Raw genomic sequence first — 25608 nt, forward strand, 5'->3', positions numbered from 1 at the left:
TAGTCATTGGTCATTAGTCATTGGTCATTAGTCATTGGTCATTGGTCATTGGTAATCGGTAAACTTCCTTCTGTCACCTGTTCCCTATTCCCTGTTCCCTGTTCCCTATTCCCTGCCTCAAACTATGAGATAAACTAAAAACAAGAACTTAATGTTAGTGTTAATCGACAATACTAAACGCGGCTCCCTCATATAATATTCGTTTGTTCATGGTTATAGCAGCTAGTTTGATACCGTTCCTGGTTAGTCATTTTACTCTAGGCTCGTTTTTACCGTCTTTGCCGTTGGATAGCCTTTTCTCTACCCAAGGCATTATGGTTATGCTGTTGGCGGCTTATGCTGGGGCTATGTGGATGTTTCTCACCAGCGCCCCCAAGGTACATACTGTCATGGTGTCGGATTTGGAAATTGCCCGACAGTTGTATGAAGGGTTACTAGATTTGCCAGCGGCGGAAGTACCTTTGCACTATTACTACAACTACGAACAAACCATTGGTGCGACAGGGATAGACCCGCTGTATATGTCTGCCAGTCCCAGTTGGTCAAATAAAGCGATGAGTAATGCCAATGATGGGTTGTGGTATCAATTAAAGAAAAATACTCAACTGCATATCATTACTGGTGCGAGTATAGGTACTAAAAATCAGCAACGCCACGTTTGTTTTGACCGCGAATGTCTGGAATTGATTTTAATGCGTGTGGAAACGCGGGGTTTGAAGTTTAAGATTCGTAATCAAAAGCCTTTGAATTTTTTGGTGAAGGATTATGAAGGGCGTGTGATTGAATTGGCTGAAGTCGCAGCGTAGAGGCTGGGTATTTCTGCTCTCATTTATTTGTAATTGGGGTGTGTTGGGGTTTTTCCTGATACACCTTTAAATTTTTTATTAATGAACCGCGTTCGCGGTAGCGTCCCGTAGGGATAGGCGCGTTCGCGGTAGCGTCCCGTAGCAAAGGAAGAAGGGAAGAAAGAAGGGAAGAAAGATGTTGTCCTCAGTTGAATATCTCGTTCCTAGTCTCTGACTGGGAATGACTACAGGGAGGTTCTACCTCCCATCTAATCATCACCTTCATGTATTTCCAAATTAACAGAAGGCAGAGCCTTCTAACTGCATTCTCAGGTAGAACCTGAGAACGAGGTAACTAAAATATTTAATTTGGTGGATAAAGTCCTATTATTTTAATTCCCTGTTTCTCGTTTTCTGCTAGTTCTAAATTCAATATCAGCAGTTTTTCTAAAATGTCATCTTCTGGTTGAAATTTATAAGCTTCCATTACCAGTTTATCTAATTGTTGATGTAGTTGATAAAGTTGGCTACTGGGTTCATTAAAGAATTTATTATATAGTGTCGTGATTCCCCATTGTTTAGATTCCATTTGTTGAGTCCGATATTGATGTAGTTCTTCGGCTTTGGCGCAAATTTTTCCTACTATTTTAATATCTGCTGTTTGCGGAAATGGGAATGTTTCAAAACAGGTATTATGAGTATATGCTATATCTGCTTGTAAAGTTGATTTTTGAGCGTTCATCCATTCACGATGTACTTTAGATGTGAGAATACCAAATATATAAAAATCATCTGATGCAACTACCACAGATTTATCTCCTGGTAGCCAATTTAAAGGTGCGGGAATAAATATAGCCCATTTGGAAACTCTGGGAACTGCAAAGTAAAATGATAGAGATGAGATAGCATTTCTCATTGCTGGTCTTTTTTCACCATATTTCCACCAATTAATTCTGGTAACATCCCTACGGTTTTTATCTCTTTGTGGTTTAACAGCTTTTTTAATATATTTAAAAGGTAATTGATAATCACTAGCACCCTCAATACTTATATCATTAAAATCAATAATCCATCTTTCTGGTTTACCATGAGGATTTTTAGCTAAATTTGCACCCATTGAAAATAATTTTAAAATTTCTTGATTTTTAGAATCTGCTTTTATCCAGTCTATAACTTGTTTTTCAGTTACTATAAAACCTTCACCAACAGGAATTACACCTTGAAAGCATTTATTGATATTTGCTTTTAACCGCACAGCTTGAGAAACATCAATACTAGATTTTAATGCAGAATTTATTTGTGAAATTATTTGATCATCTAAATAATAATTTTCTGGTTTCTGCTTACACCAATTAACAATACTCACATGAACTTTCGCTTCACCAGACCAAGGTTGTGTAGAAATAGCCTCATGAATATAACCGCCATTTTGAGTAATATAATCTAAAGTGGCAACTCTACTTTTACCCTGACTAATAGAATTAGTCGCAACTAAACCAACTCTACCTTTTTCATCAATTTTATCGTGAGCTAATCTAAACCAATAAGCACAAAAATCAACTGAATCTTTTACTTCTGTGAAAGTTTGAAAAATTCTATCTATATATTTATCTCCTAAATTTAATCTCATGTTCTTACCACCCAAAAAAGGCGGATTTCCAATAATAGCATCAGCTTTTACCCATTCACTAAATAAAGCATCCTGACAAACAATATTATTATCCAAACTATCCAAAGGTAACGCAGGTTCAGTTAACTGTAAATTATCAATTGCAATCTTTCGCGCTATCATCAAAGTCACCCGCGCTAATTCCACTGCAAAAGGATTTGTGTCCATCCCATAAAATTGCAAAGGTGTCACCAAACCCATCTGCATTTGTTTATCTTTGGATTTACTTAAATTTTGAATTTTTTCTAACAACAATATTTCAATTCTTTTTAATTCCTGATATGCTAAATAAAGAAAATTACCAGAACCACAAGCAGGATCTAAAACGCGATAACTTTGTAATTCTAATTGCAGTGCAGAAAGTTCTTTAATAGTATTTGCCGCTTCGATTCTATCTTCCCAATAGCGGCTAATTGTGGGGCGAACAATTTTCATAATATCCGCTTCCGATGTATAATGAATACCTCTAGCGTGACGTTCTTTTTTATCTACTGTTCCTTCAAATAAATTCCCAAAAATCGCCGGACGAACTTTACTCCAATTTTCTCGCGCTGAAACATCTAAAAAGTTTAATTCTTCTCTAGTTAATTCTATAGGATGAATAACTGAAAATAACCCACCATTAAAAAAATCTATACCTTGATAACGTCCTGCTGGTGTAATTCTCGGTTGATTCATTTCCCGAAATAAACCACCCAAAACATCATAAGAACTTTCTCCTTTCATGCAATTTTGCACACAGGAAATAAACATATCACGGGGTAAAAGTTGTCTATCTTCTGCAAACATAGCTAACACACACTGCAAAATAAAACGCTGTGCTTTTAACTTTTTAATCCCTCTGTTTTCTAATTCTAATAATAATTCTCCCATGCGACGAGCGGCGCGTTCTGTCACCTCTACTTGGTTATTTTGGAATACAGGGGTTTTTTGCCCTAATTCCATAAATGCCAATGCTCCAGCCCGTTCTGGTAGTTGTTCTAGGTGAATTTTATCTACAGGTGTATCTAATTGAATATCAAAATCAAAAATCCAGAATTGATCAAAATTGCATAAAATTACATATTTAGGACGATTGGGGACTAACCGAGTCCAATAATCAAAAGCTTGGGAATAATGTTTATTTAGGTCTTCTCCCCGTTTTTTCATTTCAATTAAAACGCGGGGTTTCCAAACTAAATCAGCGAATCCTGTTTTGCCAGTTTTACTACTTTTTTTAATAGCTTCTTCATAAGTTGCACCAGCTTCTAAAGCACCTTCATGACCAAAAGCACGAAAAAAGCAGTCGAGAAATGTTTGTGCTTCCTTGCGTTCTTGTCCGGTGATATGTTGTTGGCAGAATTGCACGAATTTAGATAAACTTTCTGGTGTAGATGATGCCATAGTCGTGAGTTAAAATATTTTATTTTATAGTATTTTATACAATGATATAGCGGTATGCACTTGAATAAGATACATCATAGTCCCCTCCTCGCTTGCGGGGAGGGGGTTGGGGGTGGGGTTCTTGTATCTCACTCAACCGACAACCGCTATAGCATTTAATTTTTGGTTCATCATAATTACTAAATTACCACCTTAAAAAATAATCCTGCTGTTATTATTGCCAGGTGCAGAAATACAATCGAATCCCCACAACTGGCACAATTTATTATTGCCACTCCCTAACTTTGTTTATGACTATCAAGTAACGCATGATGAGAAAAAATTCCCTTCTGTTTCAAATTAGTAAATTCAATAGCAGCATTGATTAAATCCTGTTGTTCTGCGTTTAAATTCAGGACTTCTAAAGCTTGATTTAGGTTACTACCAATATGTAATTCATGAGCAAGTTGTGTCCGTTGCAAAGAATCCAAAACTGCCAAAATCTCTTGATTTCTTCGTTGTCGTATAGCTTGGAGTTTTTGCCGTTCCTGGGGAGTCAAATCATCAATAGAAAATGCAATAATGTCGCTAGTATCTTCGCCGTATGAAGTGAATATTACTTGAGGAGAAGTAAAAAAGTTATTTGCTGATGCCGCAGTAACTCCGGGAAATAAAAAATTACAAGCAACAACTAGCAATAACACCAACAACCGTTTTGTCAATTTAATCATCATGTTGAGAAAAACCTAAATCAGATTCAAGGCTGGGGCATAGTTAAGCCCTTATCATTTTCCTACTTATTAGGTAATACCATTTTTCAGAAAAATTGATACATATCATTTCTCCTAGCCCTTGTATGTTAGCGGCTTGAATTACTTTTATATGTTTCAAATTTAAAGTAAATAGGCATAAACTAATTAGGGGCTGAACAAATTTTACCAATGACTAATGACCAATAACCAGCCTTCAGACTGTCTCTATATTGGGGGTGGGGTGGGGGAGATAATGTTTTCTCTATGACTAAACTCAGGAATTGATAATAAAGAAAAATATATAAGACACATTAATATTATGTTCTTTTATATTTCCCGACTCAACGCTATCATCAAGGTCATTGCCAGAGGTGATAGTCATGAGTGAACAAGTATTAGAAACAGCAGCATTGACCACCGTTACTCAAGATAGCGAAATCGATTTAGAGAGGGCTTTTCAAGAATCTCACATCCAAGACATCCTGGATAAGTTAGACCAGGAGTTAGTCGGCTTAAAGTCCGTCAAAAACAAAATCAAGGAAATGGCAGCTTTGTTGCTGGTTGACCGTATCCGTAAAAGTCTGGGTTTAACTGCCGGTGCGCCTAGTTTACATATGACATTTTTAGGCAATCCAGGCATGGGTAAAACTACTGTAGCAATGCGGATGGCAGAAATTCTTTATCGCCTAGAATATATCCGTAAAGAACACGTCATGTTAGTGACGCGAGATGATTTAGTTGGGCAGGGAATGGGGCAAACTGCACCAAAAACTAGAGAAGTTTTAAACAATGCAATGGGCGGAGTTTTATTAATCGATGAAGCTTATACTTTATACCGCCCAGATTATCCAGGAGATTTTGGTTTAGAAGCAATTGAAATTCTCATGCAGGTGATGGAAAATCAGCGAGATGATTTAGTTGTCATTCTGGCTGGTTATAAAGACCACATGGAGAGATTTTTTCACAGTAATCCGGGTATGAATTCCCGCATTGGTATACACATTGAATTTAACGATTATGGCGTTGATAGTTTAATGACTATTGCCCAATCTCTAGTCAAATCACAAAACTATTGTTTTAGTCCAGATGCAGAAAAAGCCTTCCGTGAATATTTAATTAAACGGAAGACCATGCCCCATTTTGCCAATGCTCGCAGTGTCCGCAATGCCATAGACAGAGCGCGTTTACGTCAAGCTAATCGTTTACTGAGCAGTGGCAAAAAATTAAATAAACAAGATTTAATTACTATCGAAGCAGTAGATATTCTCGCTAGTCGAGTCTTCAGAGAAGGTGTTCCCGACTGCGAACCAGAAAGTTGATTAATAATCAGATCCCCGACTTCTTTAAGAAGTCGGGGATCTTAGATCTCACTCTGATCTTTTCATCTTGTCAATTTCTCGTTGCAATTCTTCAATTTGCTGCCGCAGTTTATCGGCTTCATTTTGGGGAGTTTCAACTTTGACATTTACTGCTCCGGTAGCTGGTGTTTGCTGATAGTTACCTTGGCGAATTTGCTGATATTCTTCTGATACTGCCCAACTCCGTAAATAATGCAACCTCTCTACAGGGAAAGGGTGAGTCAGCATTACTCCTTGAGCGCCGTTATACATCAGAAATTTATATACTTGATTAAGTCCATCATCGTCCAGTGCTTGATATTTTTCAGACTGCTGGATAAATTCTTGTAAACTACATTCATTGGCATATTTGTTACTACCACCAGAGATTTTCATCATTGATGACATCACTGGGTTTAAATCATCCATCACTAGCAAAGCTGCGCGATCTGCGCTTAATTCAGCTTTGCGTCGCCATTCAAAAAAGGCATAAATCAAAGCTTGACTAACGAAGTTTCCTATGCCGAAGGTTAATTCACCAATAACGGAAGCGGCACTCATCGCCCACATCGCCATTTGAATTAAAATGGTATGACCACATTTAATATGCCCTAGTTCATGGGCCAGCACTGCCCGAATCTCGGCTTCGTTAAGTAAGTCTAGTATCCCTGTATTGACGACTATGTAAGGATTCTCTTGCCCTAAAGCATAGCTATTGGCTTGGGGATTTTGTGAAATAAATAGTGCAGGTTCGGGGTAAATGTCCAAATCTCGCACACATTCCCGAAAAATCTGGTAAATAGTGGAATATTGGCGAGGCCCCACTTGGATGGTGTTGCCCATTAGATAAACTAATTGAGGGCGTTCATAAATAAATTCCACAAATTTACGAGCGATTAAATCAAATCCCGGTAAGCTGCGTAGGGCTTGCTCGGCTTGACGATCCAGTGGATGTCTGAAGGCTTCGCTGGAAATTCCTGTGTAAGTTGGCATAATTTAGGGAATAGGGGACAGGGAACAGGGGGACGCGGGGACGCGGGGATTGGCTTTTCTCCAATGACCAATGACTAATGACCAATGACCAATGACTAATTACCAATTACCAATCACCCCTGACTAATGACAACATAATAGAAATGAGGCAGTTCGGAAAAAGTCACTTGTTATGAGATGAAAAGCGCGTGATTGAGGCAGAAGTTCATTTGTCACTACATAACTTCCTGCGATCGCAGGCGGGGTTTCCTTCTTGGCCCCATCATTTGACGATGGCCAGGTTGGTAGCACGCGCCTTGCGCTTGGGACGTAGTGCTTTAATTCAAGTAGGGGCAGTGTGTGGTTATCAAGGGCGATATCGCACAAGTTTTGTCGCCTCTGCTTTGATGTGGCATGGTCCTGTAATCATTGTTGCCACAGAAACGGTACAGCAACGCTTGCTGTTAGTAGAAATTCCCCGGTTACAGCAATGGCTACCAGCGAACAAACCGATTAGAAGTGGTGACGCTTGGCCTAACCCTGAGTTTCAAGGGCTGCTGTTAACTTCCCCAGAAGCTTGGTTAAAAGGTCAATTGGCTACTCAAAATCCATTTCCCCCACATATTCCCACAATTATTGATGGTGTTGACGATTTGGAAGATTGGGTGCGTCATCAGCTGACTAAAGATATTCAACCTCATGATTGGGAGCAATTGATGCTGGCTTGTCCCTATGAAACTGAGGTAATTCGTGAAGCCAGGATAAAACTGACACATGAACTATTCCAGCATCCAGAAAATCCCTATGAGTGTTATCTGATTTCTCAGACAGAAATCGAAATTTTACAAAGTCTGTATTCTAGTTTGGAGTCTATCAGCGACTTACCAAAGACTTGGCAAGAATTTTGGCAGACATTCCAAAACTTTACAGATGATTTTCTCTCTATCTCCCCTGCTTCCCCTCCACTATTCTGGGCTACTATTGACCGTCGTCAAGGTTTATTTTCTTTACATTATGCCCCGATTGAGTTAGGAAAAATTCTCGCTCCTATTTGGCAGCGGCAACCTGTGGTTTTAGTTGGCAGTGCTTTAGAATCGGAAACAGAGGCTCCTCTATTTCGTCAGCGTTTGGGATTGGAGGATGTAACTTGCTTGAAGTTCTCATCTGATAGTCAAGGGGAAGCTATTCAACTTTATGTACCCTATAAGTTGCCTCTACCCAATACACCAGAATTTCAAGCAGCATTTATTCACAAAGTCCGCACTTTGGTTTGTTTGAGTGCTACCGCACCGGGACTAACGGTGGTGTTAGTAGGAGATGTGCCACTTAAGTCAAGAGTGGGGGCAATTTTGGCTTCGGAATTTGGCTCGCGGGTGCAGGTAGAAAAAACTTGTTTGGATGAAAATGGTATTTTAGTAACTGGTTGGGAATATTGGCGGGAGCATCAAACTGTTTTACCTGCACCCCGGTTGTTAATGATTGCGACTTTACCTTTACCATCTCTGGAAAATCCTTTAGTGGCTGGTAGGGTGGCTCATTACAAGCGATCGCACCAAGACTGGTTTCGTCTTTATTTGTTACCCACGGCTTTGAATGAATTGCAAAGAGCGATCGCTCCTGTACGCGAAAATCAAGGTATTGTAGCTTTACTTGATAGTCGTGTGGTGAACCGCAGCTACGGCGCTCAAATTCTCGCTTCCCTCAGTCCTCTAGCCCGCTTGAACTATCTCGATCCTAGTCTGTTTTCTCAGACTAATGAGCAAGATCCTGACTGAGGTATAATAACGAACAAAAGATCAGCCCAACAGCTATGATCAACTCAAATCGTCGCGATTTCAGACGAGAGATGAAATTTCTCCACAAGATCCAGATATCACGATGTCTGGGAACATATACTAAGAACCTAAATTGAATTTTGAATTGCTAATTATGGGTGAAGCAAAACGTCGGAAAACCACACTTGGTGAACAATACGGTCAAGACACTCCCATCTTACCCTGGGTTCCCATTACTAAATCTCAAGCTGAATTATTTGTGAGTTTAACTACTCGTGGGGCGTGGATAGGTATTACCCTAATGGTTGTAGCCTGGGTCACTATCCGTTTTATCGGACCTGCTTTCGGTTGGTGGCAAATAGTAGATTAACAATCTCCGTTTTTGTATACGCGGAGATTTTGACTACTTTTACTCTTTGACCAGGCTTCTCTAGGAGACGCTACGCGAAAGCCTACACATAGTTTACCAGAGATGTGATATAGCAGGTGACAGGTGATAGGTGACAGGTGACAGTGTGAGAAATGTTTTGGTGTATAGGTTTTATCAATGGCTTACGCCGTGCGTTAGCACTACAGTTGTTAACCGTGTTATCCGAACCATCTTGGCAGTTGCGACAGCGGTTTCTGCTCTTATGAGGTGCATCTTAGCCCCCTCATCGCTTGCGGGGAGGGGGTTGGGGGTGGGGTTCATGTACCTCATAACACCGGGAAGTGCTGTATATCAAGTTTGTTTAATTACTCATAATTCCAAACTCTCCACGTCCCCGCGTCCCCGCGTCTCCCGTCAATCCTACCCTTTTTGTGCTGAGGAAAATTAATGTTATATTTTAACTCAGCACTGTTTCCGTAATGTAAAGAAGAATTTCACTACACTATAGATAGAAGCAAAAATCCGAAAAGTCGCGCTAGAGTAAATGAATACCTTGAATCATGCTTCAAACTGCCTATAAAACTGTAATATCGAGCTTTTCCGTAGTTGACTAGCACCAGATTTGAGTTACGCTGAAGGCGGATTGCTGTAAGTAAGAGGCGAAAATGAGATAAATGTCTAAAGACAATGTTAATTTTAGGGATTATACCTGAAATTATAATCTTGCAAATTGAATAGTTTGATACGACATATATGATCGTTATCCACTACCCTAAGCAAGGTGGCCAATTAAAGACTTTACTGTTCTTTAGTAATTGTAATGAATAGTTTACAATATCAAAGAATGGCAAAATCTAAAGAAAATATAAAAGAGACTCAAATGACTGTGGTGTCTGGAGGAAAAAAGTGTTTCTGAGACTAGCACATCAACATAGACAATTTGTCCAAGACTTGGTAATGAACCTGCAAGCCTTGGCGATAGTATTAGAGCGGAGCGGCTATTTGGCTTCCTGCTATACCTGTGGCGACCAAATGAATAGTGCTTCATTTATGGTGAGCTTGGGAGACAGCCACCTAATCCGCTTTCTAGTATCAGATTACGGAATTACTTGGACTGAAATGCGGGATGACCGCGAGCTAATGAAATTAGAAGGTGCAGAGGCAATTAACCAATTGCAGGAACTAGCAAATCTTGTCAAGCAATCCATGCAAACTTCAACAAGTAATAAAACCCTTGCCAAGAAAAGCTAAGTTGTTAAAATCGATGGCAAATGGGTTGTACTTGTTGGTAATTGGGAAAAAGGTAATAGTGACTTGATTCGTGAACACCTATTACCTATTCACCATTACCAGAAAAAGACGGTTTTTTTACTGATTTGTCAAGTGTTTTTCAGCGTCTGCTAAAATCTAATGGGGAGGAATTAAACCTATTACCCATTAATCAGAAAAATTATTCGGTAGCTTGTAAAAGTTGCTACTCAAAAGATTTAAGATGTCTGAAGAAACACCAAATCAACCACAACTACCACCAATTAGCGCCATTGACAGGGTGACAAAAGCGGAATTTGATAATTGGTTTGAATATCCTGTCCGAGTGCAACCTCACCACACCGATTATGGAGGCATTGTTTGGCATGGTACTTATTTAACTTGGATGGAAGAAGCGCGGGTAGAATGTTTGCGCTCCATCGGAATTGAATTTGCTGATTTAGTAGCTTTAGGCTGTGATTTGCCTGTTGTAGAATTGACGGTACGCTATCATCGGTCACTTCAATTAGGAATGATGGCACTGGTAAAAACCCGTATGGCTGAAGTAACGGGTGTCAGAATTAATTGGGATTATAAGATTGTTTCCACTGATGAGCAGCAATTATATCTGACTGCCCAAGTGACGCTAGTTGCATTAGACCGTGAAAGAGGTAAAATTATGCGTCAGCTACCTCCTACATTTAAAGATGCATTGGCTAAGATTACTACATCACATAAGTAATCTATTAAAAATTTAAAATTAATACTCCTGAACTGGGATTAATTACGTACAGATGTTTGGGAAATATTTTGAGTAATTTCAGCTAGTTTCTGCCAAATATCTTGGGGTGTAATTCCAAAACCAAAGTATAATAAAACCACTATCGCTGCAAAAGTAACAGCAGTTTTGATGGTGGTTTTTACTAATTTCCAAAGTATAACAAATATTATCCAAGCGACTATTAAAGTAATGATCATAATATTACATCCTTGAAAATCTATGCTGTCAAATTAAGCTATTTATTATAGGCGAAAATGTCAAAATAATGTAGTTGATTCATGAAAATTTTATTAAACTTTTATTGTGATTGTAAGTTAAGTTAAATACAAAAATCAAAACTTTTGAAAATCATGAAAATTATTTCCCTGAGACTGAAGAATCATTTTTTAGGTTGGGATTTTGATGAAGTTGATTTTGGATATTGAAATTTAAAAATCATTTAACATCAACATAAATCTCTTTACCATATTTCTTATATTCATCATCAAGATTGTATAAGATATTGCGAATTTGTTGACGAATTTCTCTAGCAGGTTCTAAACAATCTCGTTGATAATCTTGTAAAGTTAATTGTAAGTGGGGATAAAGGATTTTTAAAAAACCTGATGCTGTTTTAAGAATTGCTTTTTCATCTCTAACTGTAATAGTTTGATGAGCAAATTGAGTATGTTGTTCAGCATATTGATAAAAACGATTATCTCTTCTTAAAGATAATAATGCTTCTCCGAAAAAGTCCATTTTTAAAACGATTTGATTAGCGATCATATCTCTTTGAAATTTGGGAATTTCCCAACCGGGTAGAATACCAGAGAAGCGATCTAAAAATGCGGTTTCTGAGAAAAAATTACGTAAATTCTTCATTAAATTATATCTATTTTTTGGACGTTGATCTTCATCTAGTTCAATGTTACCTAATAATACTAAAGAACAATCACTAGCAATCGGAATATCAGAAAACCCTGAACGATTATAACTTCCATTAGCAAGATAAGTTTTTAATGGCCCAATAATTTCATCAGGATTGTCAAATGTTAAACTTTGAATTTCATCTAAAACAACTACATCATAACGTCCTAATAAACCAACTTCTTTAGTTTTTCCATCAATAAATAATTTAGCAGGAGTGATTTTACCTCCACTGACTACAGAAACTTTATTATTAATATTTTCATAAACAAAACTTTTTCCTGTTCCTTTAGGTGCTAATTCCATAATATGATAATTAGATTCGACTAAGGGAATTAACCTAGTTAACATCCATGTTTTTGAGCGATAGTTATAATTTGGATGTTCAGGATTATAACCCATAGAACAAAACATTAAATCTCGCCATTGTTCTGTGGTAAAATGAGAACGACATTCTGCATATTCTTGTAGATCAACTTCCGATGATTGGAAAGGATCAAAATCAGTAACAGATACTTTAAAATTACCGTTGACATTGCTTTTCAGACGCAAAGTAATTTTACCCCATACTCCTTGTCTGAGTAATCTTTGATAACGTTCTACAATATCTGTGGAAATTTCACAGTCTGAAAAATTTAAAGCGGGAATATTTGCTAAAGGTTCAGGAATTTGTTTAGAGTTTGAGTCTAATTTTATTCTTACTTGTAATAGTGCAATTAATTTATGGGTTTGTCCTTGAATAAGTTTAAATTTAATCACTTCTTGATCATCTTTTTTAGGAAAAGCTTTCTGCAGGAAATCATTAACTTTATTTAATTCTAAATCGTTTAAATTTCCCATTCCAGGAACAATTTTATCTATTAACCACTCAAGGACAAAACTAGGAATACCTAAATTATTTAGTCCATTTGAGCGTTTTTTATCAATACTTAATGATTGAAATACTTGATTAACTAAATCATGAACAGAATTAGAAGTCATCTAAACCTCCTTGAAAACCACTATTATAGATTTGTTGAATGGTAACGAATGATTCTGAATCAATTTTTGATTCTCCTGAATCATCATGATTAAACCTAAAGGTTAGTTTACCACTTAATCGCTTTGTGATTTTATTTTTGTCTGGTGGTAATTTAGGATATTCACTAATTATCATTGGATGAATAATTTTATCATGAGGAGGAATAGTAAACTCTGGAAGTTCTACATTTTGAAAATTGGGTAACTCATTAATAGTTAAATGCAGATTATTCAAAGTTATGGTATCATAGTTATGAATTATAATGGTTAATTCTCCTGGTTTTAAACCTTCACATTTACCTACACAATTAACTATTACAGTTTCAGTAAAAATGTTAGTCAGTTCTTTAGGTTCTTTTTGAAAAACGGCAATATTAATGTTAACATCCTGTTCATTATTTAGTCGTGGTTGTTTTTTCTCAATAATTAAATCTAATTTATTCCATACTCTTAACCATTCTTCTGTCCAATTACAAAGTGCTTTACCTTTAATCCAATAATGATCATGTTCCAGGGTAAAATGTTTTAACCATTCTACTTCTGTAGTAATGAGAGTATAGTTATGATAGGGTTGATATAATCCAGTAGGATCTAAAATAACTTTAATCATTAATTTTCCCCTGGATTATATAGGTATTCTGCTAATTTTATATATAATTTTTGTTGTCTTTCAGAAGAAAGTTGTTGAAATAAAGTGATGATTTGATTTTCGATTTGGTTTTCTTGACATTCCTTTTTTTGACTTTCGTTTTGAATCTCTGTCAATTTATGCTTAATTCTTTCTAATGTTAAATTCGCATCATCTTGTTTTTTGATGGTAGTTTCTTCTGGATGGGTATTTTCTAAGATAATATGATTTAATTGTTCTATTATTTGCTGAATCTGTTCTGAAAATTCTGGTTTAGTAAAACGGTTTTGTTGTTGACTAACTTCATTGTATAATTCCAGTGCTTGATTTTTGGTTATTCCTCTGAGTCTTTCTTCCCAAATTGCGATTTCTTGGACTAAATTTTGAGATTTAGTTTCAATGTCATTAATTATTTGCTGATAACGTGATTCTTGTTTGACAACTTCATTAGTTAACTTTTCAATCTCATTAATAGTATCAATGTAATCCTGTTGAGTTGCATTATTACTCAGAGTTTTATAAAGAATTTCAATTTTATCTAAAGATAGTTTAATTTCTGATTGATATTGAATATCAGTTAGTTTCCTATTAGCAACTTTAAGAGAGTAATTTAAGGTATCGAGTAAATGTTGCGGTAAGGAAACTTGAGTAATTTTTTCAATTGCTGTTTGAACTTCAACTTGATAACCTCCAAGTTCTTGTTCTGTTTTCAAAGATTCGGATTTTTCACCTAATTGTTCAACAACTTCATTAATTTTATCTAGGACATTTTTTAAAGCATTAGTGTGACGTTGCTTTTGTTGTTGAGTAGCATAAATAATATCTGATATACCAGATAATACTGATGATTTCGAGTTATTTACTAAATTAAAAGTTTTTGGTTTTTCTAATTGTATTTGCAGATGAGGATAAATATTTATCAACGTTTCTAGGTTGACATCATCAGATAAATTTTCTGCTGTTTCTATTGGTTTAAACCAAGCATCAATTTTTTTGATTCCCGCTAATATTTGTTCTCTTTTAGGTTTTATCGCTTGCAATTGTATTTGATCAGGATCAGCAGAATTGATAAATAGATCAATTTTTTCAATTAATTTTTGTGCTTGGTTATAATCGCATCTTTCTGGTATGTCTGGACATATAACTGGTTGACTACGAATTAACTGAGGTTTTTTCCCAGAGTTTAAAATCCATTCATTGACAAAATCTTTAGGTTTATCAAATACATTAGTTGTTACCCAATCTTTGATGGGTTTTTCTTCAATTAATACTTGTTCTTTCTTAGTTTTGGGAATACCAAAGTTTCCTTTTAGCGTTACTTCAGCACGATGATAAGATATCCATCCTACAAATAGCATTGTAAAGGTATATTCATTATACCCAAAGGGAGGTTTAGATAATTCTTGAAAAATTTTATCTATATTAATAGATGTTTTTTGTTTATTTCCTAATGCTGTTAGTTCATCTATTTTATTCCATGCTGTTATCACATTTTTATTAGTGGGAATTTGCACAGAATATACAGAATATTTTTGAGAAGCTGTTTTAAATAATCCCCAACTATTAACAAATACTTGAGTAATTAAAGTTTGATCAGATTGATTTAAAAAGTTATTTGTACTGGAATTATTGTCCAATAAATATCTAGATAAAGATCCAATTATTCTGTTTCCAGTTGAATTTTTTAAAGCAATTTTATCACATCTACCAAGAGGTGGTACAAAACAATAAAGATTTTGTAACAGATGACTAACAATAGCTTCTGGATCTTGTTTTTCAGCAGTGGTTAATTTATCTAATTGAAAACAATGATAAGTACAAGAATTAATTACTTCTTGAATTTCTCTTTTGATTTTATCTTGCAATGCTTTACTTAATTGTTGTAAAGCTGTTCCCGCTTCCTGTTTTTCAGCAGTGGTTTTTCTTCTGATAATGTCTAGTTTTAATAAATCAACACAAATCTCTCGCACGGGTTTATTAGGAATAGCAACAGCAATACTATCTTTATGTTTAGATTGAGAAATTAGCTGATTTACTTTGGTGCGAATATATTGTATTTCTTCAATAGTCTCCGCTAAAACATAAGCAAAAATTCCTTTTCCTGCTGAGTTTTCTATAGTTTTGTAACCGGATAAAGCTTGTTCAAATTCTACTATGCTATAAAATTTATATTCAAAAAACCATTCATCATTTAAAAGTTGATTATTGTCCATAAAAGCTGTTCCTTCAATTTTATCAGATTGCAGATAAGTTATAACTTCTTTTTGACAATGGTTAACAGCTAAATTAACTGAAATTTTATCAGCTTGTTTACTTGTTTCTTCTGCTATTTCTTGACTAATTTCTAGTAAGTTACTACCAGCATAAAAACGGTAGGTATTATCTCCAGAATTGAAGTAAATAATTTTTCTGTCTTGGGTGAGTTTATCTAAAGTTTCTTTTGTTTGTTTTTCTGATAAACCTGTTAATTCACTAAGAATAACATCATGTTTTTCTGATTCTGGTTTATACAGTTTATTTTGACTGACATAAAATAGAAAGATAGCTTTTAAAACAACAATTTCATTTTCTGTTGCAGATGCAGCTATGGTATCATACGCTTTTTGATATTCTGAATAATGATGATAAAATTCTGGTTGAGAAAAGTTATTTTCAAAAGCATCAACTAAAGAAATTGCAGGAAGATAGTTTAATTTACCATTTTTTTCTACTGGTTGAGAGTTAATAAAGTTTTTTACATCTTCTTTGATATATTGAATTGCTGTTCTACCTTGAGTGAAATCTAAGTTACAAAGCAAATAAATATTCAAAGGATGAAGGGGAAAACAACCAATAGTTAAAGTGTTATTAAATTCCTGTAAGCTCCAACCTCTTTCTCGATAAATATTAATTCTCTGTTCATGAGATGTTCTACTATCAGCTAATAGTGTATTATTCCAAGTTTGAAAAAATTGATTCCATAAATTACTATTAATTTGTTGTTCTAATAAACCTTTAATTACTAATTCTAAACTAGAAATCGGTTCATAAGTACTTTCAGCAATTTCTAGACGAGAAGCAAGTTTTTTGTAACCATCTGCTGATTGAATTGGAACTGATTTTAGTGGTCTAATTTGAGTAAAACAAACTAAAGCTAGTTTACTTTTATTGTTTTCACAAATATTAGTAATGCTTTGTAATGTAAGTCCTCCTGAATTAAACGAATCCTTAGCCCACGCTTGTAAATACGCATTTAGTTCATCAAATAAAATTAAAATTCCTGCATATTTTGCATTTTCTCCAGAACATAATTTATTGATTAATTCTGCTAATATTTCTTCGATTTTCAAATCTGTATCAAAGTCAATTGCAAATCCTTTATTTAGTTGTCTGCTAATTTCTTTAACAGTAGAAATTACGCGATAATTATCTTTCTCTAATGAATCAATAACACTGTAAAAATCTCCAAATTGGTTTCCTGTTGTTTCTAAGAAATGATTAACTTGATTAATTTGTTCTTCGGTTAAATTGTATAAATATTCCAGGGGTTTTTGACAAAGTTGTTGTGCTAATGAATTGGTAACACCTTCATTTTCTAATGTTTGACGCAGAGATTTTAAGAATGTTTGTCTTAAATCGATTCCGTCATCGCCACTAATACAAATTACTAAATGTTTAGGATTACGTCGTTTATAAGCTGTTAATTCTTCTAATTTTTCTATATCATTTCCCGATGCAATTTTAATTTGATTTAATATTCCTTGAATTTCAGAACTATCTAATAATTGTTTAAAATAGTTAGCTGCAACTAAAGCAAAATGAGATTTACCTTTACCATAATCTTGAACAAATAAATGAATGTTTGAACTATTTGGACTTTGATAGCTTTTTTGAATTTTATCCAATACATCTAATGTGGAATGATTAAAAACAAATCCTTGACATAAAAGTAAGTTTTTTTTAGCATCAGCCATCATACCAAAGTTAACGGCATTAGCTACCATTCCTGATTCATTAATTTTTACTATTTGATTAAGTTGCATAGTTTTATATCCCTGGTATATGATTTATATCGTTTAGGGTTTGGGCTAAAGCCCAACTACGGACTTGATACGTTTTTTATCCCAATTAGGTGGAATAAATTTAGTAGGGAGTAAAATCCATAAAATGCTGTCTAAATGTCTTATATCTCCCAGCTTTTTCCAAAATAAACTAATAGGAGATGAGGGTTTACTATAAAGATAGGATATTAAAATATCTAAGTCTTTTAAGATCAGAACTTTTTTACTATTATTAGCACAAATTTCTTTAATAGCATCTAATTCATCATCTAAATTTTCATTCAAAATTAGATATTTTTGTTTGCTGTTAATACGACTAATTAAGTTATCACGATAACTGATAATTTGAGCGTTATTGTTAAATGCAATCTGAACAATTTCGGCATTATGAGGATTATCCCACAATATTAAATGAGGGTAATCTGTTGGTTTTGCATCTTGAAGTGATAAATTATTGATTGTTACCATAAGCTTTTTCTAATAATTTGATAGGTTGATCCCAACGACAAATAATTTGATAGGGTGCAACGGTGCGTCTTTGTTCTATAATTCCCAAAGATTCCATCCTATTCAGATGTTGTTGTAAAGTTTCAGATTGAATACCTAAAACCGGGATAATTCCCATCTTTTGAGAGAAAATATCATCAGTTAATACAGAAGTTTCCTGATTAAAATCTCGTTCCCAAAGTTTAGCCAGGAAATAACCAATTAAATAATCATTAGGAAGTTTTGTTTTTCCGGTTTGATATTTGTCGGTTTTAATTTCTTGGATAATTTGACAATTAGCTAATGCTTGTGGTTCAGTATAAGCTCTTAAAATATATTTGAATCTTTCAGGAATTACTTTAGCAGGTTCTTCAAATATAGAAATACTATTTTGAAATAAATCATTTTTACTAAAAGTTGGATTTTCAGGGAGAAAAGTATAAATAAAATAAGTCCATCCTCCCCATTCCGCCGGGTTTTCTGGTATTTGCTTTAAACCTTCATTACCAAAGCTTAAATAAAAGTGCATTAACCAATCTGTAATATTTGATTTTAAAGAAAAATCATATTTTAAAACTATTTTTCCTTCTGGGCTGAGATAATTATCTTTAACTAAACCTGCTCTAGTTGCCCAACTTTTAATTTTGCCAACTTTGGCATTACCTAAACCTGTTTTTGTCATCAGGTTTTCTAAAGTATCTTTTAAACCTTTTTCTTCTGAAGCTGCTTCTAGTATTCTTTTAATTTCTTCTTTTTTGAGGGAGAAGTTACCGTTGAAATGCAGTTGCATTTTAGCCATAGTCTATCCAGTATTCGGTAATATGATATTTTCAGTGATATTACTTAAAAAAATGGTTGCACTCGCAAATAAAAACTGCTATTTGTATTTGGGTTTAACTGCGGTGGCAATATTTTCAGTCTTGTTTAAGTGCTGACTGTATTATAGTGTATATAATGACGTTTTAGTAATCTGAGATCCCCGAATTTTCTTTGTTGCTGTCAAAAAATTTTCAGCTAATGTCAGAAGTCGGGGATCTAATATTTACCCTACAGAAATTATCTGTGGCTGAGTTGCTACCTTTTCCATAGCTGTGAAAACTTCTTGCCTAGCCCATTTATCTGCTGCCAAAATGTCATCTAAAGAGGGATTTTGTTTGTTATCATTTTGATGACTTTCGCACACAAATTCAATACACTTAGGAATATCCAAAAAGCGAATTTTCTCTTCTAAAAATAACGCTACAACTTGTTCATTAGCAGCATTTAACACCGCAGGCATAGAACCAGCAGCCCTACCAGCAGCGTAAGCTAACTGCATACAAGGATACTTTTGATGATCCGGTTCACGGAAAGTTAAATCACCAGATTTTACTAAATTCAATCTTTCCCAATTAGTGTAAATTCGCTCAGGCCAAGATAAAGCATAAAGCAGAGGTAAACGCATATCTGGCCAACCAAGTTGAGCTAAAACCGAAGTATCTTGTAACTCTATTAAAGAGTGAATAATACTTTGAGGATGAATGACAATTTCGATGTTATCGTAATCTACACCAAATAAATAATGAGCCTCAATTACTTCCAAACCCTTATTCATCAAAGTTGCCGAATCTACGGTGATTTTTCGTCCCATTGACCAGTTAGGATGTTTAAGAGCATCAGCAACTTTTACTTCTGCTAACTTTTCCACAGGCCAATCTCGAAAAGCACCACCGGAAGCGGTAAGTAATATCTTTCTTAAACCATCTTTGGGAACACCTTGCAGACATTGAAAAATGGCAGAATGTTCAGAATCTGCTGGTAAAAGTTTGACACCGTGTTTTTCCACCAACGGTAAAACCACAGGAGCGCCGGCAATCAGGGTTTCTTTGTTTGCTAAAGCAATATCCTTACCTGCTTCAATAGCCGCAATTGTCGGTAATAGCCCAGCGCAACCAACAATACCAGTAACAACTGTTTGGGCATCGCCATAACGAGCAACTTCTATCACTCCCGCTTCACCAGCAAGTAAAATAGGTTGGGGATTTAAATCTTTGATTGCTTCCCGAAGTTCTGGTAATTTCTCAGCAGCAGAAATAGCAGCGATTTGGGGGCGAAACTGGCGAATTTGCGCCGCGAACAACTCCACATTCCTTCCAGCAGCTAATCCGACGATTCGGAATTTATCTGGGTGTTCAGAGACGATATCTAAGGTTTGAGTACCAATTGAGCCGGTAGAACCAAGTAAAGTTATAGCTTTCACAATTATTTAATAATTAACGGTAATTTTAAATATAAATTGCTTCGGCTACTAATTTCCCGATTTTTTGAGAACAGAATTGATATCGCTATCTATAATCTGGCTACAAGAACCTGGCCGCTTATAGATACAAGTTTCTTGCCAACATTTCTGCAAAGTATAGTCTTGATATTGAGATGGTATGGAACGATTGCCAATAATGTAGTTAAAACCTGCTTTTAGCTCTTCAAAATCTGCTGCTTTTTCAACTTGATATATGGGAACATCCCGGTGAAAATAGGTATACCCTCCTGATAAAGCCCAATTAACACCCCAAAGGCCAAGACCACAAACAGTATTTTCTGTACTTAAGCTTTGTAAGGCTAGTAAATTATTAGTTGTAGCATACAAATGTGTATTTTCTAAGTTAGTACCAAAAGTAGAAAAATTCAAAGGATTATAAATATTAAATCGGCTGAGGAGAGTTACAGAAGTGGAAGTCCAGAGGAATACACAAAGTAATATTGCTATGACTTTTTTTCCATGTGAAACCCATCTGTGGGAAAAGTTTAAAATTAATAAAACTAATTCTGCTGTTCCTATTCCTGCTAATATCATCACCATTGGTAATGCAGGATAAATAAAGCGATATTCTTTATGAGCTAACAAACTATGAGACAAAATAATAATTAAAGCTGACCATGCCAAAATAGGAATACGACGGGAACCTAAAAGAGCCAGAATAACTATAGGTATAGAGAACCAAGACCAAGTTTTCAGCAAGAAAATAAAGTATTCATACCAAGGAGAAACTCCATAAAGTTTACTTCTACCTTCAACAATATTCACCCAAATATTTAACCAAAAAGATTGAAAAGGATAAGTCCAAGTAAAGGCATCAACAGTTCCAAATATTAGCATAGGGGCGATGATACCTAAGATCATTGGCAACCATTTATTACGCCAATCTTTTCTACAAATGTAAATTATAATAAAAGCAATACAAGGTAAAAAGTGGATTCTTAATGCTAGAGATATTCCTAACACACATCCTGATAAAAATAGACGCTTTCTGGTTGTAAGTAAATTTTTTTGAACTCCTAAATAAACTCCAGGTAAGAGAAAATGTGTTGCTACGACTTCGGTAAAAGCTTTGGGAGAAAAGTAGATTAGTTCAAACCAAATAGTACAAATAGCGGCACAAATCAAGGCTGTAATTGTTCCTCCTATCTTTTTTCCCCATAAATATGCGACTAAGATATTACTTAGAGAAAGTAGAGATAAAAATAAATTAACTCCTATTAGATATCCAGTAGAACCTTCTCCCAGCCACGAAGTTAGACGCATAATAGCTGCGAGAATTCCTGGTAATACCCAGGAACGAATACCGTCTCTAAATTCCCAGGTAACAATACCGTTACCAAAAGCAAGCCGGTGTGCAGGTTCTAGGGTTTGAAAAATTTCATCAGCCCAAAATATATTGGGGAATTTTAAAGCCATACCAGCGCGCAGTATTAATGCGAATATAATGAGGATGCCTAATAATAGGTTATCTAATTTAAAATGACGATTCATCTTTTTGATGATGAGAGGAAATTATTATAGAATACTATCAGCAAACAAGACTTACTGATTATTTTCGGGTTCAGATTCCACAACTTCAAATTTTACTTTATTGTATAAATCTTTTAAGCAAATCTCAAAAGGCACTGTTTCCAGTGATATGTTTTCATCTTCCAGATATTCCTCTGGGGTGTAATATTGTTTTTCTGTTATTTGCATATTTTTGATGAAAAAGCTATGTATGTTAATTTAACATATTAGTAGTATCGCTTGTGTTGTTATCTATATTGTCTGAAAGTTCTACATTATACATTATTATAATTAATTGGTGGTGAAATCAATGTAAATCCTTTGGCTTCTCCTATAATTTTACTTTGATTTAAATTCATTTTCTCCAAAGTCTTATTATCCACTAACAAATAAGATTTCTTAGACAACATTTCCTGCAACACCGAAATAGGAACAGCAACTACTTTACAATCGCTATAAAAATCTAAACTAGGACGATTATAAGCAAAAGAAGTATAGATTGTTGTTCCCGCTGGAATATGTTTACGAATTAATGCAGCAACTGGTTTAACTGGGAACGCTTCATTTAACTCCCATATCCATGAATGGGAACTCATTAACAACAATAAAACTAAATACATTCCAGCAAATAAAACAGGGATAAAGTTACGATTTCGCTTGATAACTAACCATGCAGCAATACTCATACTGATTGCTAAAATAATACTCATAATAATTAATGTTGGTTGTGGATCAGCAAAACTAAAATAGACACAACCTCCCAAACCAGCAACAGTCAAAAAAGCAAAAAACCCTCCTAAGAATTTGACATTAAACTTCCCTTGCTGCCAAATTTCACTCAAATTAGCACCAATTGCTAGAGCTAAAAATGGATATATAGGCATTACATACCAGGGAAGTTTTGTACTCATAAATGAGATAGTGCCAAAGTAAATTACTGTGCCGATAATAATCAAAGAACCCCAAGTAGTATGGCTTTTTCTCCAAGCTAAATATAACCCTCCTGGCAAAAACAACAACCAGGGAAAACCATATTTAAGTATTTCAATTAAATAGTACCAAATTGGTCCACTATGCCCTTCTACGGATTCTACCAGTCGCGCAAAAGTTTGTGATTGCAAATTTGTTTGTAAGAAATTCTCACCATAATGTTGCCATTGGGCAATATACCAAGCAATTGGTAAAGCATTTCCTAATAATATGCCCATCCATAAATATAAACTTTTGAATAAATAAAACTCTCGATTTGCTAATATAAATAAACCTGCAATTCCTCCTAAAAGCAAAACTATCATGCCTTTAGTAAGAGTAATTAATCCTAAACTCAAGCCAATTCCTAAAGCATAAATTCGCTGCTGACGTGATTTTAAAATACAAAATAATAACAATAAGAAAAATGTAATAACTGCACCATCTAACATTGCAAGTCTACCATGACGCACTACAGGTAACATCGTCATATAAACCAAAGCAGTAAATAATGCTGGTAAACTTTGGTTAAAAACTAAATTTCCTACAGAGTAAAGTAAAGGTACACCCAATGCAGTTAATATTGCACTTGGTAAGCGTGTTGTCCATTCATTTACACCACCAAAGGAATAAGCAATAGCAATTAACCAGTGTATTAAAGGTGGTTTATTATGATATGGTTCACCTCCTAAAGTGGGGTAAAGCCAAACCATTTTATCCACTGGGTTTCGCCAAATTTCACGGGCAACTTGGGCTATAGTACCTTCATCCCAATCTCGTAAAGGTAAATTTCCTAAAAATAGCAGCCACAGGAATAAAGATGCAAATAATAAACCGAATAACCAGTGTTTATTCCTCATATTTATAAATTGATTAATGGCAAAAATTGCATGATGTTTGTAACTTTTTTAAAGTCTTTAATTCTGAAATATCTGGTTTGATTTTTCCGCTATTGCCAATTGTTTTTCAGCTTGTCTTGGTTCGCTCTTTGAGCATGATCTGCGAATTACACCATCATGATAATCGAGTGCGTTACCTGAGTCTAGCTAGAAATTTTGGTCATCAAGTCTCAGTGGACATAGGAGTGAAAAAGAATGTAGAGCCGAGAATCCCTACCCAGGTCACGTTTCTATAAAGGTTCTGGATAACGCATATTTCATTTCTGGAGATGTCTAGTCTCAATAAGAGCCTGAAACATGAAACAGATTTAAATTTTGAGAAGAGTATCTAGCTTAACGACTAACTATGGCTTGATAATGGGAAACTATAATCTGTTATTTGTTGTCTACATACAGTATGAAATTCCTAAAACAACAATATGCCATTAAAAATTTAATATTTTCTTTAAGAATAAGGAATGTACTAAAAAAATAAACTACATATTAACAGTAATGCTACTGATAGTTTGTGCCGTTATTTGGAGTTAGATACTCTATTCTTCTTGGCTATTTATGTGGAATAATCATTGATTCATTATCCTACTGTGTTGACAAAAGTACAAAAGTTAGAGATTCATCACTTAAGGGGTTAGCTAAAGGCTAAGTTTTAGGCAACTCCGTATAATTTATCATGCTAGATTGCGGAATTTCTGTAACTTTGTATCGCAATTTTCATGATTACTAGTAAGCCGTTGAGTATCTAATATCTAGACAAAATGTGTTATAACCTACCGTCAGAAACCTAATTGATGGTTCAACCCTTATAGGAGCTTTGTAGTGGAACAAAATAAGTCGTTTTTTTGGCCCCAGGGAATATTAATTGCCTTGGTTTGCTTAACTGGTACTGTGGGAATTGGTTTTATGATGCTGGTTAAGCCAAATGCATCTGAAGCTCAAAGCAACCAAAATTTGAGCGTGAATGAAACCCCTGCTAATGTAGGCACTCAGGAGCGTATTGAAGAACTTAAGACAATAATGCTCAATAGCTGGCAGCAAGAAGCACAAGCAAAAGGCGTTGCACCTGATGTACCACTAAGGTTTCAAGGGGCAACTATTAAGGAAGCAAAACTCCCTCCAGAAGAAAAAGTTATTGCACTCACCTTTGATGATGGCCCTTGGCCTAAAAGTACAACACAAGTACTTGATATCCTCAAAAAGAATAAAGTTAAAGGGACATTTTTTGTCGTTGGGCAAAATGTCAAAAATTATCCCGACTTAACCAAGCGGGTAGTTGCTGAAGGTCACACCATTGCTAATCATACTTGGCATCATTGGTATCACCACATGAACCCGCAAATGGCGGCTTATGAAATTGACAAAACAACAGACATTATTTATAAAACTACAGGTGTGAAAACCAGTTTATTTCGTCCACCAGGCGGCATCATGACTAATGGAGTAGCCGGTTACGCCAGAAATAATAAGTATGCAATTATTATGTGGTCTTCTGACTCAGTAGACTACTCTCGTCCATCTGTACCAAAATTGATTAATAATATCTTTAGGGCTGCAAAACCAGGCGGTATCGTATTAATGCACGATGGTGGTGGCGATCGCACTCACACTGTCAAAGCTTTGCCAGAAATTATCAATAAGTTCCGTAAGCAGGGTTATAGGTTTGTTACTATCCCCGAACTTTTAGAACTACAAGATAAAAACCAACAGCTAGTTGCTAACAAGAAGTAATTACAGCAGAATTCAGGAGTCAGTAGGGGCGTATTGCAATACGCCCCTACTGAATCCTGAATTCTGCTGTAATTAC

Annotated in this window: 21 protein-coding genes and 1 pseudogene; 9 read left to right on the plus strand and 13 right to left on the minus strand. The window is 35.2% G+C overall.

Going from position 1 to position 25608, the window contains the following annotated elements; genetic code table 11:
• Nucleotides 1-6: 6 nt before the first annotated feature.
• Nucleotides 7-138, plus strand: coding sequence for a hypothetical protein (locus A9Y75_RS30040; RefSeq protein WP_269086261.1), 132 nt, complete (start codon nucleotides 7-9; stop codon nucleotides 136-138).
• A gap of 71 nt (nucleotides 139-209) precedes the next feature.
• Nucleotides 210-806 (plus strand): glyoxalase-like domain protein, encoded by a 597-nt coding sequence (locus A9Y75_RS04080; RefSeq protein WP_071188274.1) that lies wholly within the window; start codon nucleotides 210-212, stop codon nucleotides 804-806.
• Between the two features lie 343 nt (nucleotides 807-1149).
• Here the strand turns inward: A9Y75_RS04080 and A9Y75_RS04085 are convergent, their stop codons facing one another.
• Nucleotides 1150-3837, minus strand: a complete 2688-nt coding sequence (locus A9Y75_RS04085) for a DNA methyltransferase (protein ID WP_071188275.1) — start codon at nucleotides 3835-3837, stop codon at nucleotides 1150-1152.
• 278 nt (nucleotides 3838-4115) lie between these two features.
• Nucleotides 4116-4550 (minus strand): hypothetical protein, encoded by a 435-nt coding sequence (locus A9Y75_RS04090; protein WP_071188276.1) that lies wholly within the window; start codon nucleotides 4548-4550, stop codon nucleotides 4116-4118.
• A 398-nt stretch (nucleotides 4551-4948) separates the two neighbouring features.
• Here A9Y75_RS04090 and A9Y75_RS04095 point away from each other — a divergent pair, with 398 nt between their 5' ends.
• The gene (locus tag A9Y75_RS04095) at nucleotides 4949-5887 is read left to right on the plus strand and encodes an AAA family ATPase (RefSeq protein WP_071188277.1); all 939 of its coding nucleotides are present in this window, start codon (nucleotides 4949-4951) and stop codon (nucleotides 5885-5887) included.
• Nucleotides 5888-5935: 48 nt separating this feature from the next.
• On the opposite strand, the gene A9Y75_RS04100 is transcribed toward A9Y75_RS04095, so the two are convergent.
• Nucleotides 5936-6898: a M48 family metallopeptidase gene (locus A9Y75_RS04100; RefSeq protein WP_071188278.1), complete on the minus strand. Its 963-nt coding sequence runs from the start codon at nucleotides 6896-6898 to the stop codon at nucleotides 5936-5938.
• 188 nt (nucleotides 6899-7086) lie between these two features.
• Here A9Y75_RS04100 and A9Y75_RS04105 point away from each other — a divergent pair, with 188 nt between their 5' ends.
• From A9Y75_RS04105 to A9Y75_RS04120, 4 genes are all read left to right on the plus strand, one after another.
• Nucleotides 7087-8652: an ATP-dependent DNA helicase gene (locus A9Y75_RS04105; protein WP_071188279.1), complete on the plus strand. Its 1566-nt coding sequence runs from the start codon at nucleotides 7087-7089 to the stop codon at nucleotides 8650-8652.
• A gap of 154 nt (nucleotides 8653-8806) precedes the next feature.
• Nucleotides 8807-9022, plus strand: a complete 216-nt coding sequence (locus A9Y75_RS04110; RefSeq protein WP_071188280.1) for a DUF2839 domain-containing protein — start codon at nucleotides 8807-8809, stop codon at nucleotides 9020-9022.
• A 906-nt stretch (nucleotides 9023-9928) separates the two neighbouring features.
• Nucleotides 9929-10273 (plus strand): DUF1815 family protein, encoded by a 345-nt coding sequence (locus A9Y75_RS04115; RefSeq protein ID WP_071188281.1) that lies wholly within the window; start codon nucleotides 9929-9931, stop codon nucleotides 10271-10273.
• Between the two features lie 241 nt (nucleotides 10274-10514).
• Nucleotides 10515-11012 carry a thioesterase family protein gene (locus tag A9Y75_RS04120; RefSeq protein WP_071188282.1) on the plus strand — a complete coding sequence of 166 codons (498 nt, stop codon included), beginning with the start codon at nucleotides 10515-10517 and terminating at the stop codon, nucleotides 11010-11012.
• A gap of 38 nt (nucleotides 11013-11050) precedes the next feature.
• On the opposite strand, the gene A9Y75_RS04125 is transcribed toward A9Y75_RS04120, so the two are convergent.
• From A9Y75_RS04125 to A9Y75_RS04165, 10 genes are all read right to left on the minus strand, one after another.
• The gene (locus A9Y75_RS04125; RefSeq protein ID WP_071188283.1) at nucleotides 11051-11248 is read right to left on the minus strand and encodes a hypothetical protein; all 198 of its coding nucleotides are present in this window, start codon (nucleotides 11246-11248) and stop codon (nucleotides 11051-11053) included.
• A gap of 238 nt (nucleotides 11249-11486) precedes the next feature.
• A complete protein-coding gene (brxL, locus tag A9Y75_RS04130) occupies nucleotides 11487-12938 on the minus strand; it encodes a BREX system Lon protease-like protein BrxL (protein ID WP_071188284.1) in 1452 nt (483 codons plus the stop codon).
• Nucleotides 12928-13587, minus strand: a complete 660-nt coding sequence (locus tag A9Y75_RS04135) for a hypothetical protein (RefSeq protein ID WP_071188285.1) — start codon at nucleotides 13585-13587, stop codon at nucleotides 12928-12930. The genes brxL and A9Y75_RS04135 overlap by 11 nt, the downstream gene beginning before the upstream one ends.
• Nucleotides 13587-17627, minus strand: a complete 4041-nt coding sequence (locus A9Y75_RS04140) for a hypothetical protein (RefSeq protein WP_071188286.1) — start codon at nucleotides 17625-17627, stop codon at nucleotides 13587-13589. Before A9Y75_RS04140 ends, A9Y75_RS04135 begins: the two co-directional genes overlap by 1 nt.
• Nucleotides 17628-17672: 45 nt before the next feature.
• On the minus strand, nucleotides 17673-18113 hold the full coding sequence (locus A9Y75_RS04145; protein WP_071188287.1) for a hypothetical protein: 441 nt from the start codon (nucleotides 18111-18113) through the stop codon (nucleotides 17673-17675).
• Nucleotides 18097-18930, minus strand: coding sequence for a DUF4007 family protein (locus A9Y75_RS04150; RefSeq protein ID WP_071188288.1), 834 nt, complete (start codon nucleotides 18928-18930; stop codon nucleotides 18097-18099). Before A9Y75_RS04150 ends, A9Y75_RS04145 begins: the two co-directional genes overlap by 17 nt.
• Nucleotides 18931-19173: 243 nt before the next feature.
• Nucleotides 19174-20370, minus strand: coding sequence for a 1-deoxy-D-xylulose-5-phosphate reductoisomerase (locus tag A9Y75_RS04155; protein ID WP_071188289.1), 1197 nt, complete (start codon nucleotides 20368-20370; stop codon nucleotides 19174-19176).
• A gap of 48 nt (nucleotides 20371-20418) precedes the next feature.
• On the minus strand, nucleotides 20419-21921 hold the full coding sequence (locus tag A9Y75_RS04160) for a mannosyltransferase (RefSeq protein WP_071188290.1): 1503 nt from the start codon (nucleotides 21919-21921) through the stop codon (nucleotides 20419-20421).
• 51 nt (nucleotides 21922-21972) lie between these two features.
• On the minus strand, nucleotides 21973-22128 hold the full coding sequence (locus A9Y75_RS27255) for a hypothetical protein (RefSeq protein ID WP_177176101.1): 156 nt from the start codon (nucleotides 22126-22128) through the stop codon (nucleotides 21973-21975).
• 86 nt (nucleotides 22129-22214) lie between these two features.
• Nucleotides 22215-23768 carry a glycosyltransferase family 39 protein gene (locus A9Y75_RS04165; protein ID WP_071188291.1) on the minus strand — a complete coding sequence of 518 codons (1554 nt, stop codon included), beginning with the start codon at nucleotides 23766-23768 and terminating at the stop codon, nucleotides 22215-22217.
• A gap of 122 nt (nucleotides 23769-23890) precedes the next feature.
• Between A9Y75_RS04165 and A9Y75_RS29325 the strand changes: the two are divergent.
• Both A9Y75_RS29325 and A9Y75_RS04170 read left to right on the plus strand, forming a co-directional pair.
• Nucleotides 23891-23995: pseudogene (locus tag A9Y75_RS29325) on the plus strand (glycosyltransferase); the annotation flags it as partial.
• A 628-nt stretch (nucleotides 23996-24623) separates the two neighbouring features.
• The gene (locus A9Y75_RS04170; RefSeq protein ID WP_071188292.1) at nucleotides 24624-25532 is read left to right on the plus strand and encodes a polysaccharide deacetylase family protein; all 909 of its coding nucleotides are present in this window, start codon (nucleotides 24624-24626) and stop codon (nucleotides 25530-25532) included.
• Nucleotides 25533-25608: the final 76 nt, after the last annotated feature.

This window comes from Trichormus sp. NMC-1, assembly GCF_001858025.1.
Taxonomy (GTDB): Bacteria; Cyanobacteriota; Cyanobacteriia; order Cyanobacteriales; family Nostocaceae; genus Anabaena.

Bases quoted from the DNA above. Each gene is read 5' to 3' on its own strand.
- A9Y75_RS04125 (WP_071188283.1), bottom strand. From the start codon at position 11,248: ATGATCATTACTTTAATAGTCGCTTGGATAATATTTGTTATACTTTGG.
- A9Y75_RS04090 (WP_071188276.1), bottom strand. From the start codon at position 4,550: ATGATGATTAAATTGACAAAACGGTTGTTGGTGTTATTGCTAGTTGTT.
- A9Y75_RS04135 (WP_071188285.1), bottom strand. From the start codon at position 13,587: ATGATTAAAGTTATTTTAGATCCTACTGGATTATATCAACCCTATCAT.
- A9Y75_RS04150 (WP_071188288.1), bottom strand. From the start codon at position 18,930: ATGGCTAAAATGCAACTGCATTTCAACGGTAACTTCTCCCTCAAAAAA.
- A9Y75_RS27255 (WP_177176101.1), bottom strand. From the start codon at position 22,128: ATGCAAATAACAGAAAAACAATATTACACCCCAGAGGAATATCTGGAA.
- A9Y75_RS04165 (WP_071188291.1), bottom strand. From the start codon at position 23,768: ATGAGGAATAAACACTGGTTATTCGGTTTATTATTTGCATCTTTATTC.
- A9Y75_RS04145 (WP_071188287.1), bottom strand. From the start codon at position 18,113: ATGGTAACAATCAATAATTTATCACTTCAAGATGCAAAACCAACAGAT.
- A9Y75_RS04120 (WP_071188282.1), top strand. From the start codon at position 10,515: ATGTCTGAAGAAACACCAAATCAACCACAACTACCACCAATTAGCGCC.
- A9Y75_RS04080 (WP_071188274.1), top strand. From the start codon at position 210: ATGGTTATAGCAGCTAGTTTGATACCGTTCCTGGTTAGTCATTTTACT.
- A9Y75_RS04100 (WP_071188278.1), bottom strand. From the start codon at position 6,898: ATGCCAACTTACACAGGAATTTCCAGCGAAGCCTTCAGACATCCACTG.
- A9Y75_RS04085 (WP_071188275.1), bottom strand. From the start codon at position 3,837: ATGGCATCATCTACACCAGAAAGTTTATCTAAATTCGTGCAATTCTGC.
- A9Y75_RS04140 (WP_071188286.1), bottom strand. From the start codon at position 17,627: ATGCAACTTAATCAAATAGTAAAAATTAATGAATCAGGAATGGTAGCT.
- A9Y75_RS04095 (WP_071188277.1), top strand. From the start codon at position 4,949: ATGAGTGAACAAGTATTAGAAACAGCAGCATTGACCACCGTTACTCAA.
- brxL (WP_071188284.1), bottom strand. From the start codon at position 12,938: ATGACTTCTAATTCTGTTCATGATTTAGTTAATCAAGTATTTCAATCA.
- A9Y75_RS04110 (WP_071188280.1), top strand. From the start codon at position 8,807: ATGGGTGAAGCAAAACGTCGGAAAACCACACTTGGTGAACAATACGGT.
- A9Y75_RS04160 (WP_071188290.1), bottom strand. From the start codon at position 21,921: ATGAATCGTCATTTTAAATTAGATAACCTATTATTAGGCATCCTCATT.